Below are 17,711 nucleotides of genomic sequence, written 5' to 3'. Positions count from 1 at the left end.
GTCCCCCACCACCGCCCTGTCCGACGAGCCGCGCTCGACCCCCTCTACGCGAGTCCTCGTCCTCAACTCCGGTTCGTCGTCGGTGAAGTACCAGCTGCTCGACATGCGCGACAGCAGCCGGCTGGCCGTGGGGCTCGTCGAGCGCATCGGCGAGGAGACCTCCCGGCTGAAGCACACTCCGCTGACCACGGGCGCCTCCCGCGAGTGGACGGGGCCGATCGCCGACCACGAGGCCGCGCTGAAGGCCGTGGCGGAAGAGCTGTCGAAGGACGGGCTCGGGCTGGACTCGCCGGAGCTGGCCGCGATCGGGCACCGGGTGGTGCACGGCGGGAAGTCCTTCACCGAGCCGACGGTCATCGACGACACCGTGCTCGCCGAGATCGAGCGGCTGATCCCGGTGGCCCCGCTGCACAACCCGGCCAACCTGACCGGCATCCGCACCGCGCAGGCCCTGCGCCCCGACCTCCCCCAGGTCGCCGTGTTCGACACCGCCTTCCACACCACGATGCCGGAGTCGGCCGCCCGCTACGCGATCGACGTGAAGACCGCCGACGCGCACCGGATCCGGCGCTACGGCTTCCACGGGACCTCGCACGCGTACGTCTCCCGGGCGACGGCGAAGCTGCTGGGCAAGGACCCCTCCGAGGTCAATGTGATCGTGCTGCACCTGGGCAACGGGGCGTCCGCGTCGGCGGTCAGGGGCGGCCGGTGCGTGGACACCTCCATGGGGCTGACGCCTTTGGAGGGGCTCGTGATGGGTACGCGCTCCGGAGACATGGACCCGGCCGTCATCTTCCATTTGATGCGCGTTGGCAAAATGTCCACGGACGAGATCGACACTCTTCTCAACAAGAAGAGCGGATTGACCGGTCTGTGCGGGGACAACGACATGCGGGAGATCCGCCGCAGGGTCGACGCGGGTGACGAACAGGCACAGCTGGCCTTCGACATCTACATTCACCGCTTGAAGAAGTACATCGGCGCCTATTACGCGGTGCTCGGCCGGGTGGACGCGATCGCGTTCACGGCCGGGGTCGGCGAGAACGCGGCGCAGGTGCGGGAGGCCGCCGTGGCGGGCCTGGAGGGACTGGGCCTGATGGTGGACGGCGAGCTGAACGCGATACGCGGTGACGAGCCGCGGCTGGTCTCGCCCGCCCACGCGCGCGTGGCGGTGGCCGTGGTTCCGACCGACGAAGAACTGGAAATCGCCACTCAGACTTATGCACTCGTTGCACTGGTCGAAAAGAACAACTGAGCGACCGCCCGCCCATTTGTATCTTCCGCCAGACGGAATATTCCGTAGCGAAACAAACCGATAGGATCGCCCCATGCGCCGTTCGAAAATCGTCTGTACTCTCGGCCCCGCGGTCGACTCCCACGAGCAGCTGGTGTCGCTGATCGAGGCCGGCATGAACGTGGCCCGCTTCAACTTCAGCCACGGCACCCACGCCGAGCACCAGGGGCGGTACGACCGTGTCCGCGCCGCCTCCAAGGAGACCGGCCGCCCCATCGGCGTCCTCGCCGACCTGCAGGGCCCGAAGATCCGCCTGGAGACCTTCGCCGAAGGCCCGGTCGAGCTGGAGCGCGGTGACGAGTTCGTCATCACCACCGAGGACGTGCCCGGCGACAAGCAGATCTGCGGCACGACCTACAAGGGCCTGCCCGGTGACGTGACCAAGGGCGACCAGATCCTCATCAACGACGGCAACGTCGAGCTGAAGGTCACCGAGGTCGAGGGCCACCGGGTGAAGACGATCGTCATCGAGGGCGGTGTCGTCTCCGACCACAAGGGCATCAACCTGCCCGGCGCGGCCGTGAACGTCCCGGCACTGTCCGAGAAGGACGTCGAGGACCTGCGCTTCGCGCTGCGCATGGGCTGCGACATGGTCGCGCTGTCCTTCGTGCGCGACGCGAAGGACGTCTCGGACGTCCACAAGGTCATGGACGAGGAGGGCCGCCGGGTCCCCGTCATCGCCAAGGTGGAGAAGCCGCAGGCGGTGGAGAACATGGAGGACGTCGTCGCGGCCTTCGACGCCGTGATGGTGGCCCGTGGCGACCTGGCCGTCGAGTACCCGCTCGAGAAGGTCCCCATGGTGCAGAAGCGCCTCATCGAGCTGTGCCGTCGCAACGCCAAGCCGGTGATCGTGGCGACCCAGATGATGGAGTCGATGATCACCAACTCCCGTCCGACCCGCGCCGAGGCCTCCGACGTCGCCAACGCGATCCTGGACGGCGCGGACGCGGTCATGCTGTCGGCGGAGTCCTCCGTGGGCGCGTACCCGATCGAGACCGTGAAGACGATGTCGAAGATCGTCACGGCGGCGGAGCAGGAGCTGATGTCGAAGGGCCTGCAGCCGCTGGTCCCCGGCAAGAAGCCCCGTACACAGGGTGGTTCGGTCGCCCGTGCCGCCTGCGAGATCGCCGACTTCCTCGGCGGCCGGGGCCTGGTGGCCTTCACCCAGTCCGGCGACACCGCCCGCCGCCTGTCCCGCTACCGCGCCTCCCAGCCGATCATCGCGTTCACCACCGACGAGAGCACCCGCAACCAGCTCACGCTCAGCTGGGGCGTCGAGTCGCACGTCGTGCCGTTCGTGAACAGCACCGACGAGATGGTGGACCTGGTCGACCAGGAGATCGCCAAGCTCAACCGCTTCAACCCGGGCGACATCTGCATCATCACCGCGGGCTCGCCCCCCGGCGTCGCCGGCACCACCAACATGCTGCGCGTCCACCACCTCGGCGGCGCGCGCGACTGACGGTCCCCCGAGGGCCGCTGCGGCCCGGCCCCTGAAGGGCCCTGTACGGCGCTGAGGGCGCCCCCTGTGACCAGGGGGCGCCCTCTGCTGTGTGCGGCTCCCGAACGGGCTTGTAGCGGCCTTCAGTCGGTGGTGTACTGCTGCATCCCGGGGACGTGCAGCGTTCCGCCGAACTGGGCGGCCTGAGTGATCTTCACGTTGGTGAAGTAGATCAGCGGGATGTTCAGCGGCGGCGGGTGCTCCGGGTCGAACGTGATCGGGATCAGCCCGAACAGGTTGCCGGAGATGCTCTCGGTGTACATCACCGTGTCGCCGTCGGTGATCGTGGACTTGGAACCCTTGGCCGCCTGCACGTGGTAGGTCTTGCCGTGCTCCTTGACCAGCTGGTGCAGGTCGCCGATGTCGGTGCCGTCGGAGACCACGTACTTCAGGACCTTCTTGGTCTTGCCGCCGGCAGTCTTCACCTCGACGACGCCCTGGTAGTCCGCGCCCTTCAGGGTGAGCGAACTGGCCTCCAGGTACCAGGGGTTGTCCGCCACCGCGATCTTGTTGTCGACGTCGCCCTCGGCCTCGGTGGCCACCGGGCAGTCCTCGGCGGCCGTGGTGGAGCTCGCGGAGGGGCTGGGCGTGGCCGTGGCGTCCGCGGCGTCCTCGGCCGCCTCCTCCACCGCCTTCGTGGTGCCCTCGGCCGCCTTCGACGCCGTGTCGGTCGTGTCCTTCACGGTGTCGTCGACCGTGCCGGTGACCTTCTCGGTCGTGTCCTTGACGGCGTCGGAGGTGTCCTTGCCGGCGCTCGCCGTGCTCTCCGAGGCGGACGGGGACGCGGTCGGCGTCGGGCTCGCGCTCTCCGACGCCTTGTCACCGCCCGTGAAGATGCCGGTGATCGCGTCGCCGATGTCCTCCAGCACGTTGCCGCCGTCACTCGCGGAGGGCGACGGAGTCGCCGTGGCGGTGTCGCCGGAGGCGGAGTTGCTCTCCTTGCTCGGCGAGGCCGAGGGGGACGGGGTGGGGTCGGCCGCGTCGTCGGAACCTGAATCCGACGAAGAGGAGTCATCCGAGCCCGGGTCCGAAGAGCCCGAGGAGGAGGTCGCCGAGGGGCTCGGCTCCGTCGCGTCGCCCTTGTCGTCGTCCGCCGAGGCGTCGTCGCTCGTCGAGGCGGACGGGGACGGCGTGGGCGAGGCGGACGGGTCGTCCTCCAGGGCTGTGAGGCAGTCCTTGTACTCGTCGGCCGTGAGGCTCTTCGAGGTCGGCTGCTCGTCGGCGAGGGCGAGCGTCGGCGTGAACCCGATGCCCATGAGGACCGCCGTCGGCATCGCGGCCATGGCTATCGCCTTGCCCGCCGGCATGTGGAACCTGGTGAACAGCGGCTTCCTGGGCGCCGCGTGACGGGGGCCCGTTCTCGCCTGTGCCGGAATCACGGGGCTCTCGCCGCGGATCTCGTCAGCCGACACGGTACCCCCCGTTGGATCCCTCGGCCCAGGCGCCTTCGGGCGTCCGGTCCGCCGGCCCGCCTGTCGCGGGGTCCTGCGCGTGGTACGGCGCTCCCGGCTCACCGACGGCAGTCTCCGAAGCGGGCTCCACGGCACCCTCGTCCGAGGGGCCCTTCTCCGCCTCGCGGGGTCCGGCGCCGGCCGCCTGCGCCTTGCCCGGCACCCATGACACGGCGAGCGCGCCGCCGAGCATCGAGAGCAGGAAGCCGATGATGAAGCCGCCTATGTTGGAGACCACCAGGGACACCAGGGCGAGGACGATCGCCGCGACACCGGCGAAGACCCGTGTCGCCTGCTGGAACCACATGGTCAGACCGAGTGTCACCAGCAGTACGCCGATGATGAGGGAGCCGGCACCCGCCGTGGTCGCCATGGCGAGCGACATGGTGCCCAACTTGAAGGTGGCGTACGGGAAGTAGGCGATCGGCACCCCGCCGAGCAGGGTGAAGAGGCCTGCCCAGAACGGCCGGGTGCCCCGCCAGTCACGGAATCGCAGACGCAACCGGGTGAACGTCCCGGCGCTCTGGACCGGAGTCTCGGCACTCATGGAAAACAGCTCCCTGGGTCCGGTTGAAGTACGTACCGGCTCGGCCGTAGGCGTGGAGAAGCCGGAAGTCTGGGTGTGTGCACGTGCCCGGCGCGAGGCGTCGAGCTGGACGTGCGGGGCGGAGAAGCGGCGAACTCCCCCGCCCCATGGGCAGCTCAGCTGTCCAAGGACGCCCCTGCGGCGTGAGCCGTCAGAAGCACTCCATCTTGGCGTCGGTACCGAGACGCATCTTCAGGCCGCTGAGCTTGAAGGTGCCGGCCGTGGTCGCCCACGCCGTCTGCTCGACCTTCGTCAGGTCGGCCGACTCCGCCTGCTGGGCGAAACCGCCCGGCAGAGACTTGCCGTCCTGCTTCACAGGAGCATTCCTGGTCTTGTCCAGGTCCTGAACCGCAACACCGATGTCGATGTTCTTGAACGTCGCATCGGCGTCGAGCTGGGCGACGTCGATGTAGAGGTTCTCGGCCTCGACCTTGTGATCCGCGTCCGGCCCGGCGTCGAGACGGAGGTAGATCGTCTTCCCTATGAGGGGAATCTCCGTCTTGACCGACTGGCACATCTTCGTGATCTGAGCGGTCTTGAACGACGAGATCGCGACGGGACGAACCGTCTTGGTCTTGCCGTCGGTCGACGTGTAACCGGTGTCGACACCGCCGTACTGGGCAAAGCCCTGGCCCTCAAGGTGCCCGGCGGACACCTTGAACTCCTGGCCGGACACGCTGAACGACGCGGCCAGCGCACCCTGCGCCAGCCCGACACCCACACATGCGGCCGCGGCGACGCTGGGCACCATGACCACAGCGAAGCGCTTCCATCTGGTCCCGCCACGCACCTGGGACTCCATATTTCCTCCTTCTCGGACGTACATCTCCTGGCCCTGACTGCCCCTATCGACGCGACGGCTCAGCCGGGCAGGGATGGGAGAAGTGCTACGTCCTCGGGAAGGGGAGCGCCCGCGCTCGAGGCGCGAACCGCACCCGAATCACCGGCGATCACCCCCGAGCGACAACCACTGGTCGCGCCTGACACGCATCACGCACAACCTTGCTGGACAGGCTTCGCCGAACGGCGAAGACCCCCCTGCCCAAGGGCCGACATCACTGTCGTCGACCCTGCTCGGTGGGGACCCAAGGAATCCCGTCCGCCCAACCGGCTGCCGGGGTACGGGAATGGACCGAGCGTCGCCGATCGTGGTGCATTCTCGCCGCCGACACAAGGGGGTTCGTTACTCGCTAGTAACGGCCGGATAACCGAACAACGACCCGCTGGTCTCGGCCGACGACGCTCGGTGTCAGACAGGGGCTGGACAAAGACATTGATCGTTGGACAGATTCCGACAGATCAACGCCGCTGACTTACTCCAAGTAACAGCGGCCGCGTTTACCAAGATTTGGTAAAGCGCGGCCGCAGTGGCCCCCTGTCGGCCAATCTTTCACTCGGGCATCACATGCCTCGGCGTTTAGGGACTGGTCAGAACCGGCCCCACGCCCCGGTCAGAAGAGGGCGCGTGCCAGCGCCCTGCGCGCCGCCGCCACTCGCGGATCATCGCCGCCGACCACTTCGAACAACTCCAGCAGCCGAAGACGTACGGCGTCCCGGTCGTCACCCACGGTGCGCGCCACGGTCTCGATGAGCCGTCCGAACGCGTCCTCCACGTGTCCGCCCACCAGATCCAGGTCGGCGGCGGCGATCTGCGCCTCGGCGTCGGCGGGCCTGTCGGCCGCGTCCTTGCGCACCTGCTGCGGGTCGAGTCCCTGCACGCGGTGGAGCAACTCGGCCTGCGCAAGGCCGAGTTTGGCCTCGCTGTTGCCCGGGTCGTCGCTCAGTACGTTCTTGTACGCCTGGACCGCACCGCCGAAGTCCCCCGCGTCCAACGCGCGTACGGCGGCTTCGAGGAGCGTGTCGTACGGCCCCTCGGGCATCGCGGGAGCGGCCTGGACGGCACCGCCCGGCTCGGCGTCGGGGTCGACGGCCAGACCGGTGAGGCCGAAGCGCTGCTCGGCCACCTCCACCAGCTGGTCCAGGGTCTGCCGGATCTGCGCCTCGTCGGCGGCCCCCTGGAAGAGCGGCAGGGCCTGCCCCGCGACCACCGCGAAGACGGCCGGGATCCCCTGGATCCCGAACTGCTGCATCAGCATCTGGTTGGCGTCGACGTCGACCTTGGCGAGGACGAAGCGCCCGTTGTACTCGACGGCGAGCCGCTCCAGGACGGGGCTCAGCTGCTTGCAGGGCTGGCACCACTCGGCCCAGAAGTCGATGACGACGGGCACTTCGGCGGACCGCTGCAGGACATCCCGCTCGAACCCGGCCTCATCGACATCGATGACGAGATCGGCCGGCGAGACGCCACCTGCGCCGCCGCCCTGCCGGGCGGCTTCGGCCCGCGCCTGCTCCGCCTTCGCCTTGGCCTCTTGGGCCGCCTTCACCGCGGCGAGGTCGACGACTCCGCTCATGGACATGTTCCGTGGCTGCATGCGTACATCCTCCCCCGTTCCCGCGCCCATGTGAAAAGCGTTGTGAAAGCCGGTCGTGCCCTCGGGTGTTCGGCGCCGGGTCCCCACCCCGCGCCGTGCGTGTGTGCGTCGCTCGCGTACGTCCGCCACGAGCTTTCGCTACGGGTCGTAGCGTAATGGCACCGGGTGCCTCCGGAACAGCGGAATCCGGTGATCTCCCTCACTGGGGATCGGGAAAACGGCCGGTTATCGTCGTGAGATGCAGAGCCGCACCCCCGTCGGCCGTACCGGGCGTCCGCGCAGCGCCGCCGCGGACACCGCGATCCTGGCCGCGACGCGGGCGGCGCTGGTCGAGCTGGGCTGGTCGAAACTCACCCTGGGGGACGTGGCGACCAGGGCCGGGGTGGCGAAGACGACCCTCTACCGCCGCTGGGCCGGCAAGAACGAACTCGTCGTCGACGCGGTGGCGGAACTCTTCGACGAACTGGAACTCCCCGACCGCGGCACCCTCGCCGCCGACATCGAGGGCGTCGTCCTGCAGTTCGCGGCGATCCTGGCCCGCCCCGAGGCGAAGAGCGGCCTGATGGCGGTGGTCGCGGAGTCGGTGCGGGACGACGCGCTGCGCGAACGCATCCGGGCGTCGATCGTGGAGCGCCAGAAACGGTTGGTCCTGGAGGGCCGGTCACGGGCGCAGGCGCGTGGCGAACTCCCTCCGGAGCCGAACCCGGAGGAAGCCGCCCGCACGGTGGACCTGATCTTCGACATCGTCGCGGGTGCGGTGGTCCACCGCACCCTGGTGAGCGCGGAGCCGGCGGACGAGGAGTGGGTGCGCAGCTTCACGCGGGTGCTCCTGCTGGGCCTGTCCGGCGCCGCGTAGCGTCAGAACCCGGCGGGCTCGGTGTACACACCCCACTCGTCCCGCAGCACCCCGCAGATCTCTCCCAGCGTCGCCTCGGCCCGTACGGCGTCCAGCATCGGCCCGATCATGTTGCCGCCGTCCCGTGCGGCCGCGAGCATCGCGTCCAGCGCGGTCCGCACACCGGCCTCGTCCCGGGCGGCCTTCCGCGCCCCCAGCACCCGGACCTGCTCCCGCTCCACCTCGTGACTGACCCGCAGGATCTCCAGGTCGCCGGTCACCGAGCCGTGGTGGACGTTCACGCCCACGACCCGCTTGTCGCCCTTCTCCAGGGCGCGCTGGTACTGGAAGGCCGACTCGGCGATCTCGCCGGTGAACCAGCCGTCCTCGATGCCGCGCAGGATCCCGGAGGTGATCGGCCCGATGGGGTGCTGCCCGTCCGGGTGCGCCCTCAGACCCCGCTCCCTGATCTGCTCGAAGATCTTCTCGGCGTCCGCCTCGATCCGGTCCGTCAGCTGCTCGACGTACCACGAACCGCCCAGCGGATCGGCCACGTTGGCGACGCCGGTCTCCTCCATCAGCACCTGCTGCGTGCGCAGTGCGATCTCCGCCGCCTGCTCGGAGGGGAGCGCGAGGGTCTCGTCCAGGGCGTTGGTGTGGAGGGAGTTGGTGCCGCCGAGGACCGCCGCGAGCGCCTCCACGGCCGTGCGCACGACGTTGTTGTACGGCTGCTGGGCGGTCAGCGAGACGCCGGCGGTCTGGGTGTGGAAGCGCAGCCACTGGGCCTTGTCGGTCTGTGCGCCGTACACGTCACGCATCCAGCGCGCCCAGATCCTGCGTGCCGCGCGGAACTTGGCGATCTCCTCGAAGAAGTCGAGGTGTGCGTCGAAGAAGAAGGACAGGCCCGGTGCGAAGACGTCCACGTCGAGACCGCGACTGAGCCCCAGTTCCACGTACCCGAAGCCGTCCGCCAGCGTGTACGCCAGTTCCTGCGCGGCCGTCGAGCCGGCCTCGCGGATGTGGTAGCCGGAGACGGACAGCGGCTTGTAGGCGGGGATGCCGGCCGCGCAGTACTCCATCAGGTCGCCGATGAGGCGCAGGTGCGGCTCGGGCTGGAAGAGCCACTCCTTCTGGGCGATGTACTCCTTGAAGATGTCGGTCTGCAGCGTGCCGTTGAGCACGGCCGGGTCGACGCCCTGCCGCTCGGCGGCGACGAGGTACATGCAGAAGACCGGCACGGCGGGCCCGGAGATCGTCATGGAGGTGGTGACATCACCCAGCGGGATGTCCTTGAACAGGACCTCCATGTCGGCGGCCGAGTCGACGGCGACACCGCAGTGACCCACCTCGCCGAGCGAGCGCGGGTCGTCGGAGTCGCGGCCCATCAGCGTCGGCATGTCGAAGGCCACGGACAGTCCGCCGCCGCCGTTGGCGAGGATCATCTTGTAGCGCTCGTTGGTCTGCTCGGCGTTCCCGAATCCGGCGAACTGCCGGATCGTCCAGGTACGCCCCCGGTAGCCCGTCGCGTACAGCCCGCGGGTGAAGGGGTACTCACCCGGCCAGCCGATCCGCTCGAAGCCCTCGTAGCCGTCCCCCGGCCGTGGCCCGTACACCGGCTCCACGGGGTCGCCGGAGAGCGTGGTGAAGTCCGCCTCACGCGTGCGTGCGGCGTCGTACCGGGCCTGCCAGCGTCGGCGGCCCTCTTCGATGGCGTCAGCGTCCATGCTTCAAATTTACTAGGACGTCCTAGTAAATGTCGATGGCAGACCGCCGTACGCGACCCGTACGGCGGTGGGGTTAAGCCTTGGCGACCGCCGGAGAGTCCTCGGCGATCTTGCCCTCCAGCTCGCGGCTGATCTTCCGCTCCACGAAGAAGGCTGCCGTCGGGATCGTCCCGGCCAGCAGCACCCACAGCTGCTTGGCGACCGGCCACTTCGCCTTCGAGCCCAGGTCGAACGCGAAGACCAGGTAGACGACGTACAGCCAGCCGTGCGCGATGCCCACGACACGGGTGAAGTCGTCCGCCCCGTCCATCTTGAGCAGGTACTTGGCGATCACGCCCAGGGTCAGCAGGACCAGCAGCACACCGGTGACGTAGGCCATGACGCGGTAGCGGGTCAGCACGGACTTTTTCATGCCTACGAGCGTAACCAGGCACTCCGGCGGATCTTGCCCCGGGTCAGGGACCGTCCGGCGGATCATGCCGGCCGGTGTCGGCCACGCTCGTGACCCATACGCCTAGTCCTCGTCGAAGTCGTGCGCGTCGACCCGCAGCGGTCTCAGCATCGCGAAGATCTCCGCGCACTCCTCGGCGTCGTACACCCCTAGCCCGAAGTCCATCGCCATCAGGTCGCGGGTGGCCGCCTCGACCACCTCGCGCCCCTTTTCGGTGATGACGGCGAGCGTGCCGCGCCCGTCGTTGGGGTTGGGTTTCTTGTCCACCAGGCCCGACCTCACCAGCCGGTCCACGGTGTTCGTCACGGACGTTGGGTGCACCATGAGCCGCTCGCCGATCTTGGACATGGTCAGCTCGCCGGCCTTGGAGAAGGTGAGCAGGACGAGCGCCTCGTATCGCGCGAACGTCAGTCCGTACGGCTTGACCACCGCGTCGACCTCGGCGAGCAGGATCTGGTGGGCGCGCATGATCGAGGTGATCGCGGCCATCGACGGCACGTTTCCCCAGCGCTGCTTCCAGAGTTCGTCGGCGCGGGCGATGGGATCGAACGGGAGACTGAGCGGCTTCGGCACGGCAAAGACCTTACCGGCCGGTCACATCGTGGTCAGCCCTGTCTCGCCCCTCGGTCCGCCGGACTTCCGGGGCCGGCAGCACACAGCACACCGTCCCCGGCACCATGGCGGCCACTCCGGCGAACGCCGCCGCCACTCGACCGGGGTCGGTCCGCCGCCCTCACCGCGGTCGTCGGTGTCGGCACATCTGACGGGTCCTGCGGGACGCGGGCCTGCTGACCGCGCGGCGGTACGGCCATCAGGGACTGTTCGGGTGTCTTCGGGGGGTCGTGTTGCGCCTTCGGGTGTGGTGGGGGTCGGGGCCGTGTCGGGGGGTGTCCGTCCTCGGAACGGCGCGGAATCGGTTGCCTGTGAAGGTGCCCGTGTTGACGCGCCAACCGCTGCGGGCGGACACCCCCCGGCACGGCCCCTTGCCGCCGTACGCGAGTGCGGGCGCGTACGCCTTGCGACGCCGGTCGCGGCGGGGTGGGGTCCACCTCTCGGCCGACCGAGTCGGGTGGTGGGTGGGCATAGGTTCGGGGGTCTGGGGGCGGAGCCCCCAGCAGGCGCTCGCACCGGTGCTGGGGGCCATTTGCCGCCGTACGGGGGTGCGGGAGCGTACGCCTTGCGACGCCGGTCGCGGCGGGGCGAGGTTCCACCTCTCTGGGGGCGGAGCCCCCAGTAGGCGCTCGCGCCGGGCAGGAGGTCAGCGGCGGCTTGTCCGGCGTAGATGGTGGCGCACCGCCCGCTGGGCAACGGGGCCGAGGTCCTCCAACGCGGCGACCAGCACCCCGAGTTGCTCCAACGCGTCCAGCGCCGCAGTCGCCCCCGCCGCGTCCACCCCCTCGTACAGCTCGATGCCGACGAAGGACGCCGCGACCGCCCGTGCCAGCCCCGCAGGGTCCGCGAACTCCCCGAAGGGCGTGGTCGCGAGGACTCTCGTGAGGACCGTTTCGATCTCGGTGATCCAGAGCTCCAGGCCTGCCGCCGTGGCCGGGCCGAGCGTGGCGTGGGTCTGGGCGCCGGCCAGGAGCTGGCCGAGCAGGGCGACATGGCCCCCGGCGCGTTCCTCCTCGTGGATACGCCGGCCGACCGCGAGGAGCTCGGAGAGGGAGGTCACCTCCGCGAAACGGGACCGGTACCGCGACACGGTCCGCTCGGCACCGTACCGGCAGGCCTCGGCGAGGAGTTCGTCGACGGAGCCGAAGTGGTAGAAGACCAGTGCCTGGTTGACCCCGGCCGTCGCCGCGATCGTACGGGCCGACGTCTTCGCGATTCCCTGCTCGGTGAGTGTCCGCAGCGCACCGTCCAGGAGTTTGGTCTTGGTCTCCTGGGACTTCGCCGTCTCCGGGCTCATGCGCGCCGCTCCTCGCGAACGGGCCTCAGCCCGGGCCGTACCCCACAGGTGGTGATGTCGGTGTACGTCGCCTTGAAGGAGCCCTCGTACCCGAAGAGCGGGCCGAAGTAGTCGTTGACGACACGGACTCGGATGCGGAAACGGCCGCTCTTGTCGTCGTAGGACTCGCGGACCTCGGCCGTGGCACCGATCAGTTCGGGTACGCGTACGTCCACGACTCCCTCGCGGAACCGGTGTTCGCCGGAGCGGATGAGCAGCGAGCCGTCGGGCTCGGCGCCGAAGTGGAGGTCGCTGGCCAGGTGCTGGTGGGTGCCGAGGTAGTCGAGGATGCGGTCGCCACGGGGGCCGAGGACCATCTGGGCGTCGAAGCGGCGGGGGCGGCCGGGCAGGTGGAAGGTGCGCACGAAGGTCACCGTCTCACGGCCGTACGAGTCCGTGTACGGCACGTTCTCGATGGTGAAGGGGACGTGGCGGCCGGTCCTCGGGACCAGGATGTTGCGGGTGGTGCCGAGAGCCAGGAACGGCTTCACGAAGGCCCCGCCGTGCCAGACGCGGTCCATCGCGCCCCGGCCCGTGCAGGCCTCGCCGGTCGTCAGGCCGACGGAGAAGCGGCGCTGCAGCTGGGGGTGGAGGCGGTCGAAGTCGGCGCCCATCACCGTGCGGAAGATCGAGGTCATCGCGGGTTCTCCAGGGTGCGCAGGAGGCGGGGGGCGCGGACGCTGGTGGGCGGCTGACGCAGGCAGCGGCGGGCCGCCGGGGTGCAGGAGGACGGCGCCTTGAACAGGGCCAGCGAGATGGTGACGGCGAGGAAGAGGGGCCAGACGTAGGCCATCGACGCCGCCAGCGGGCCGAAGAGGCGCAGGAACTGTTCCAGGCCGAGGCCGCTGCAGGCGACGGTGATGACGAGGGCGCGGACGAGGAGTTCGGCCAGCCAGTTCCGCAGGGCTCGTTCCGGGGTGATGCCGCGCTCCAGCCACAGGCGGAGGCGGTCGAAGGACCAGGCCGTCGCCCAGCCCATGAGGGGGCGGAAGACGAGGCGGTCGGCCAGTGCGCCGAAGGCTCCCCAGCGGGGGCGGTAGTCGTAGCCGGTGAGGAAGCGGACACCGTCGCCGTCGGGGATGTAGCGCCAGTAGCCGCTGCCCTCGGCCAGGAGGGAGAGGGGGTGCGCGGAGGCGAAGCGGAGTGCGGAGGTGCGGGTGCCGTCGGGGCGCGTGCGTTCGCCCGCGGAGACTCCCGTGCCGGCCACGGTGAGGCCGGGCAGGACTCGGGTGGCGTACCGGAAGCGCTGCGGCTGGCCCTCCGCGCGCGGGAGGTGGTCGATCTCGGTGAAGCGGAGGTCCCAGCGCTGGTGCCGGGACGGCTCCTGTGTGCGGGTCCAGAGATCGTCGAGGTCGGCACGGATGCGTGCCTCTATGTAGAGCCCCATGTGAATCCCCCAGGTGAGCTCGCTGCTGAGCTGTTTGAGCGATCGCTCAAACTTCCTGGGACAGGAAGATACCTGTTTTTGAGCGATCGCTCAAACGGTGGACGCAAGAAAACCCCGACCCGCGAGGGCCGGGGTTCCCGGGTTCTCCTGCTGCCGCGCTACTCGGCGAGATGCCGCTCCACCGTCTCCACCTTGGAGGTGAGTCCGTCCGTCACTCCGGGGCGGATGTCCGCCTTGAGGACCAGCGACACCCGCGGCGCCCGCTGCTCCACCGCCGCGACCGCCCTTTTGACGACGTCCATGACCTCGTCCCACTCGCCCTCGATCGACGTGAACATCGCGTCGGTGCGGTGGGGCAGACCCGATTCCCGTACGACCCGGACGGCGTCGGCGACGTACTCCCCCACGTCCTCGCCGACGCCGAGGGGCGTCACGGAGAAGGCGACGATCATGCCTTCACGGCCTTTTCCTGGCGGGCGCGGGAGGCGATCACCGCGTCCTCGCTCTCGCGCCTGAGCTTGCGCTCGGCGAAGAAGCCGCCGGTGGGCAGCACGGAGAGGACGAAGTAGAGGGCGCCGGTCTTCAGGGGCCACTTCGTACGGTTCCAGGCGTCGGCCCAGAAGATCACGTACAGGATGAAGAGGACGCCGTGGATCATCCCCATCACGGGGACCGCGTTGAAGTCCGTGGTCCGCTTCAGCACCGAGCAGACGAGGAGGAGGAGGAAAGAGATCGCCTCGGGGGCCGAGACCAGGCGGAGGCGTCGGAGGGCGGTGGCGGTCTTGATGTCCACGGGTCACCTTCGGTGGGAGAGACGTCGGACTGTTTGTGAATCCGGGCACAAGCGTTCGCCCCATTGTGGCAAACGGCTGGGCGGCGGACGGTCGGGGGGTGGAAGCTGGTGCCGGCGACAGGGGAGCCCGTATGCAGTTCGTCTTCTTCATGACGATTCCGGGGCTGGTGGTTCTGCTCACCGTGCTGGCCTTCGTCGATCAGGTGCTGATGCGGGCCGGGCAGGCCGGGGTGCTGCCCTGGCGGAACTCGGGGCGGCAGTGGCAGATCTCCGCGACCGGGTTCGAGCAGCTGCACGCCGCCTTCTCGCCGGGCAAGCAGAGCGAGCTGAAGGAACGGCAGAGCGCGCTGGTGATGCGGGACGACGAGGAGGACGGTGACCCGCCGTGGTCCACGGTCGACCTGACCACGGGGAAGGCCGTCATCCGGCTGCCCGGGGCGAACGAGTGACCCCTTAGGGGCCCTTAGGGGTGCGATCAGGGAGTGCTCCACCTCCAGCTCTGTCGGCAACGGCTCACGGCCGCTACCTTCGCAGCGTGGCGATGTTCCGACTTCAAGGCAGCAAGGTGCTGGCCGTCGACATGACCGGGGACGCCGTGAAGGCGAAGAACGGCTCGATGGTCGCGTACGACGGGCAGATGGACTTCAAGAAGCTCAGCGGCGGCGGTGAGGGCATCCGGGGGATGGTGACCCGGCGGATCACCGGCGAGCAGATGACACTGATGGAGGTGAAGGGGCACGGCACGTGCTGGTTCGCGGACCGGGCCTCGGAGATCAACCTCGTCGCTCTCCAGGGGGACAAGCTGTACGTGGAGTCGAGCAACCTGCTCGCGACCGACTCGGGGCTGCGGACCGGCACGTCGTTCACCGGCACGCGCGGGGCCTCGCAGGGCAACGGGCTGTTCACGACGACGATCGAGGGCCACGGACAGGCCGCGATCATGTCGGACGGGCCGGCCGTCGTGCTGCGGGTCAGCGCGCAGTACCCGCTGACGGTCGACCCGGGCGCGTATATCGCCCACCAGGGGAACCTGCGGCAGTCCTTCCAGTCCGGTGTGACGTTCCGCACATTGATGGGCGAGGGTGGCGGCGAGGTCTTCCAGATCCGCTTCGAGGGCGACGGCCTGGTCTACGTCCAGCCGAGCGAGCGGAACACGATCGCGGGGGATGTGTGACATGGCCTTGCGGGAGATCAACTCCAAGATGGTCGAGGCGACCGTCATGCCGGGGCACCGGCTGTTCAGTCAGCGCGGGGCGATGCTCGCCTACCGGGGCGAGGTGTCCTTCACGCCCAACATCCAGGGCGGCCAGGGCGGGGTCATGTCGATGATCGGCCGCCGGGCGGCGGGCGAGGCCGCCCCCCTGATGACTGTCGAAGGCAGCGGCACCGTCCTGTTCGGACACGGCGGTCACCACGTCCAGGTCATCAACCTCACCGGCGACACCCTGTTCGTGGAGGCGGACCGGCTGCTCGCCTTCGAGGGCACCCTGGAGCAGGGCACCATGTTCATGGGCTCCCAGGGCGGCGTCATGGGCATGGTCCGCGGCCAGGTCAGCGGCCAGGGGCTGTTCACGACCACCCTGAAGGGGCACGGCTCGGTCGCGGTGATGGCGCACGGCGGAGTCATCCAGGTCCCCATCACCCCGCAGCGCCCGGTCCATGTCGACCCGCAGGCGTACGTCGCCCACCACGGCGACGTACGCAACAAGCTGTCCACCGCGCTGGGCTGGCGGGACATGGTGGGCCGCGGCTCCGGTGAGGCGTTCCAGCTGGAGCTCAGCGGCAACGGCGCGGTGTACGTCCAGGCCTCGGAGGAGAAGCTGTGAGCATGTACGGGGCTCCGGGCGGCGGCCCGACGGTCTACGACCCCATGACGCTGCCGGTCGACGACAACGTCGACAACTACACCTTCTGCGTGGAGCTCAAGGGGAGCCAGTGGTTCCTGCAGAAGGGGAAGATGATCGCCTACTACGGCTCGATGGAGTTCAACGGCATCGGACACGGCCGGCTGGACCGTCTTGTCCGTACGTCCTTCCATTCGCCTCTGCACGCGAGCGACTGGGTCGTGGCGGAGGGCTCGGGGAAGATGCTCCTCGCCGACCGGGCCTTCGACGTGAACTCCTACGACCTGGAAAACGGCAACCTGACCATTCGCTCGGGCAACTTGCTCGCTTTTCAGCCAAGTCTGGCCCTCAAGCAATCAATCGTGCCGGGTTTTCTGACACTCATCGGAACCGGAAAGTTCGTGGCCGCGTCGAACGGTCCGGTGGTGTTCATGGAACCCCCGATCCGGGTGGACCCGCAGGCTCTCGTCGGCTGGGCCGACTGCCCCTCTCCGTGCCATCACTACGACCACGGGTACATGACGGGCCTGATGGGCGGTCTACGTGCGATGACGGGCCTCGGTGGGGCCTCCGGCGAGGAGCACCAGTTCGAGTTCGTGGGGGCCGGCACGGTCCTGCTCCAGTCGTCCGAGGCGCTGATGGCCGAGCAGGCCACAGGGGCTGTTCCGCACGAGGCGGGAGTGCCCGGTGGCGGTGGGGGGCTCACAGGCCCCGCACAGCAAGCCGGCGCACCGCGCCTTCCCGGACAGCTCGGGGACCTGCAGCGTCGCTTCGGGCTGTGAGCGGTAGTCTGCGGAGTGTGACGTCGAACGTGTGCGCGCCGACGTCACGCCACCCTCACTAGTTCGCCTTTCAACCTTTTAGGTAGACTTCATTCATGGAGACCGAGACGGCCACGCGCTGGCTGACCGATGCGGAGCAGTGCGCCTGGCGCACCCACCTGGAGGTCAACAGGCTGTTGACGTACCAGCTCGAGAGGGACCTTCAGCCGTTCGGCCTGACGATGAACGACTACGAGATCCTGGTCAATCTCTCCGAGTCGGAGGGCGTACGGATGCGGATGAGCGACCTCGCGTCCGCCACCCTCCAGTCCAAGAGCCGCCTCTCCCACCAGATCACCCGTATGGAGAACGCGGACCTCGTGCGGCGCGAGAACTGCGAGTCGGACCGCCGCGGTCTGTACGCGGTTCTCACCGAGCACGGCATGGAGACGATGAAGAAGGTCGCGCCGCACCACGTGGCGTCCGTGCGCAGGCACTTCATCGACATGCTGTCTCCCGACGCCCTGGTCGAGCTCGAGAAGTCCCTGCGGCCCGTCGCGGACCATCTGCGGGGGCAGCGCGGGCGTCCGTGACCCGGGCACCGGCCGTCTAGGTGTATTGACCCGCAGCGTTGTTCACACGGCTGATGGGTGGCTTGCCTCCGAGTGCGGTGTGGCAGCGGTGGTGGTTGTAGGTGTGCAGGA

General features: G+C 69.0%; 20 protein-coding genes. 8 read left to right on the top strand and 12 right to left on the bottom strand.

The genetic code is table 11. The features are described 5' to 3' along the window. The first annotated feature begins 16 nt into the window (after nt 1-16). Nucleotides 17-1,255 carry an acetate kinase gene (locus ACFWWR_RS42335; RefSeq protein ID WP_384309440.1) on the top strand — a complete coding sequence of 413 codons (1,239 nt, stop codon included), beginning with the start codon at nt 17-19 and terminating at the stop codon, nt 1,253-1,255. Nucleotides 1,256-1,328: 73 nt separating this feature from the next. Then, on the top strand, nt 1,329-2,756 hold the full coding sequence (gene pyk, locus ACFWWR_RS42330) for a pyruvate kinase (RefSeq protein WP_383875472.1): 1,428 nt from the start codon (nt 1,329-1,331) through the stop codon (nt 2,754-2,756). A 122-nt stretch (nt 2,757-2,878) separates the two neighbouring features. On the opposite strand, the gene ACFWWR_RS42325 is transcribed toward pyk, so the two are convergent. The 4 genes from ACFWWR_RS42325 to ACFWWR_RS42310 form a co-directional block, all read right to left on the bottom strand. After that, on the bottom strand, nt 2,879-4,207 hold the full coding sequence (locus ACFWWR_RS42325; protein WP_383875470.1) for a hypothetical protein: 1,329 nt from the start codon (nt 4,205-4,207) through the stop codon (nt 2,879-2,881). Further along, nucleotides 4,197-4,793: a DUF6114 domain-containing protein gene (locus ACFWWR_RS42320; protein WP_384309429.1), complete on the bottom strand. Its 597-nt coding sequence runs from the start codon at nt 4,791-4,793 to the stop codon at nt 4,197-4,199. Before ACFWWR_RS42320 ends, ACFWWR_RS42325 begins: the two co-directional genes overlap by 11 nt. Before the next feature lie 190 nt (nt 4,794-4,983). Continuing rightward, on the bottom strand, nt 4,984-5,634 hold the full coding sequence (locus tag ACFWWR_RS42315; RefSeq protein ID WP_383875466.1) for a DUF6230 family protein: 651 nt from the start codon (nt 5,632-5,634) through the stop codon (nt 4,984-4,986). A 649-nt stretch (nt 5,635-6,283) separates the two neighbouring features. Next, nucleotides 6,284-7,264 carry a tetratricopeptide repeat protein gene (locus ACFWWR_RS42310; RefSeq protein WP_383875464.1) on the bottom strand — a complete coding sequence of 327 codons (981 nt, stop codon included), beginning with the start codon at nt 7,262-7,264 and terminating at the stop codon, nt 6,284-6,286. 238 nt (nt 7,265-7,502) lie between these two features. On the opposite strand from ACFWWR_RS42310, the gene ACFWWR_RS42305 reads away from it, so the two are divergent. Then, nucleotides 7,503-8,120: a TetR/AcrR family transcriptional regulator gene (locus tag ACFWWR_RS42305; protein ID WP_383875462.1), complete on the top strand. Its 618-nt coding sequence runs from the start codon at nt 7,503-7,505 to the stop codon at nt 8,118-8,120. Nucleotides 8,121-8,122: 2 nt separating this feature from the next. On the opposite strand, the gene ACFWWR_RS42300 is transcribed toward ACFWWR_RS42305, so the two are convergent. The 8 genes from ACFWWR_RS42300 to ACFWWR_RS42265 all read right to left on the bottom strand — a co-directional run bounded on the left by ACFWWR_RS42300 (nt 8,123) and on the right by ACFWWR_RS42265 (nt 14,402). Beyond that, entirely contained in the window at nt 8,123-9,823 is a 1,701-nt protein-coding gene (locus ACFWWR_RS42300; protein WP_384309426.1) for a methylmalonyl-CoA mutase, read from the bottom strand. A gap of 73 nt (nt 9,824-9,896) precedes the next feature. Continuing rightward, the gene (locus tag ACFWWR_RS42295) at nt 9,897-10,235 is read right to left on the bottom strand and encodes a DUF3817 domain-containing protein (RefSeq protein WP_383875458.1); all 339 of its coding nucleotides are present in this window, start codon (nt 10,233-10,235) and stop codon (nt 9,897-9,899) included. A 102-nt stretch (nt 10,236-10,337) separates the two neighbouring features. After that, the gene (locus tag ACFWWR_RS42290) at nt 10,338-10,847 is read right to left on the bottom strand and encodes a MarR family winged helix-turn-helix transcriptional regulator (protein WP_383875456.1); all 510 of its coding nucleotides are present in this window, start codon (nt 10,845-10,847) and stop codon (nt 10,338-10,340) included. Between the two features lie 685 nt (nt 10,848-11,532). Further along, entirely contained in the window at nt 11,533-12,183 is a 651-nt protein-coding gene (locus ACFWWR_RS42285) for a TetR/AcrR family transcriptional regulator (protein ID WP_383875454.1), read from the bottom strand. Continuing rightward, nucleotides 12,180-12,860 (bottom strand): DUF4166 domain-containing protein, encoded by a 681-nt coding sequence (locus ACFWWR_RS42280; protein ID WP_384309423.1) that lies wholly within the window; start codon nt 12,858-12,860, stop codon nt 12,180-12,182. Before ACFWWR_RS42280 ends, ACFWWR_RS42285 begins: the two co-directional genes overlap by 4 nt. Next, nucleotides 12,857-13,609 carry a hypothetical protein gene (locus ACFWWR_RS42275; RefSeq protein WP_383875450.1) on the bottom strand — a complete coding sequence of 251 codons (753 nt, stop codon included), beginning with the start codon at nt 13,607-13,609 and terminating at the stop codon, nt 12,857-12,859. The genes ACFWWR_RS42280 and ACFWWR_RS42275 overlap by 4 nt, the downstream gene beginning before the upstream one ends. A gap of 158 nt (nt 13,610-13,767) precedes the next feature. Then, nucleotides 13,768-14,061 (bottom strand): MTH1187 family thiamine-binding protein, encoded by a 294-nt coding sequence (locus tag ACFWWR_RS42270; RefSeq protein ID WP_086844657.1) that lies wholly within the window; start codon nt 14,059-14,061, stop codon nt 13,768-13,770. Continuing rightward, nucleotides 14,058-14,402 carry a DUF3817 domain-containing protein gene (locus ACFWWR_RS42265; protein WP_383875448.1) on the bottom strand — a complete coding sequence of 115 codons (345 nt, stop codon included), beginning with the start codon at nt 14,400-14,402 and terminating at the stop codon, nt 14,058-14,060. The genes ACFWWR_RS42270 and ACFWWR_RS42265 overlap by 4 nt, the downstream gene beginning before the upstream one ends. 131 nt (nt 14,403-14,533) lie before the next feature. On the opposite strand from ACFWWR_RS42265, the gene ACFWWR_RS42260 reads away from it, so the two are divergent. From ACFWWR_RS42260 to ACFWWR_RS42240, 5 genes are all read left to right on the top strand, one after another. Continuing rightward, the gene (locus ACFWWR_RS42260; RefSeq protein WP_384309420.1) at nt 14,534-14,851 is read left to right on the top strand and encodes a DUF6191 domain-containing protein; all 318 of its coding nucleotides are present in this window, start codon (nt 14,534-14,536) and stop codon (nt 14,849-14,851) included. 92 nt (nt 14,852-14,943) lie between these two features. After that, a complete protein-coding gene (locus ACFWWR_RS42255; RefSeq protein ID WP_384309437.1) occupies nt 14,944-15,576 on the top strand; it encodes an AIM24 family protein in 633 nt (210 codons plus the stop codon). A 1-nt stretch (nt 15,577) separates the two neighbouring features. Continuing rightward, the gene (locus ACFWWR_RS42250) at nt 15,578-16,228 is read left to right on the top strand and encodes an AIM24 family protein (protein ID WP_383875445.1); all 651 of its coding nucleotides are present in this window, start codon (nt 15,578-15,580) and stop codon (nt 16,226-16,228) included. Between the two features lie 2 nt (nt 16,229-16,230). After that, complete coding sequence (locus ACFWWR_RS42245; protein WP_383875491.1) at nt 16,231-17,028, top strand: AIM24 family protein; 798 nt, start codon at nt 16,231-16,233, stop codon at nt 17,026-17,028. A 95-nt stretch (nt 17,029-17,123) separates the two neighbouring features. After that, on the top strand, nt 17,124-17,600 hold the full coding sequence (locus ACFWWR_RS42240) for a MarR family winged helix-turn-helix transcriptional regulator (RefSeq protein ID WP_383875443.1): 477 nt from the start codon (nt 17,124-17,126) through the stop codon (nt 17,598-17,600). The last annotated feature ends 111 nt before the right edge of the window (nt 17,601-17,711 follow it).

It is taken from the genome of Streptomyces sp. NPDC058678 (assembly GCF_042714835.1).
Lineage (GTDB): Bacteria > Actinomycetota > Actinomycetes > Streptomycetales > Streptomycetaceae > Streptomyces.
The sequence above is the reverse complement of the archived record's forward strand: the minus strand, read 5'-3'. Positions and strand labels throughout refer to the sequence as shown.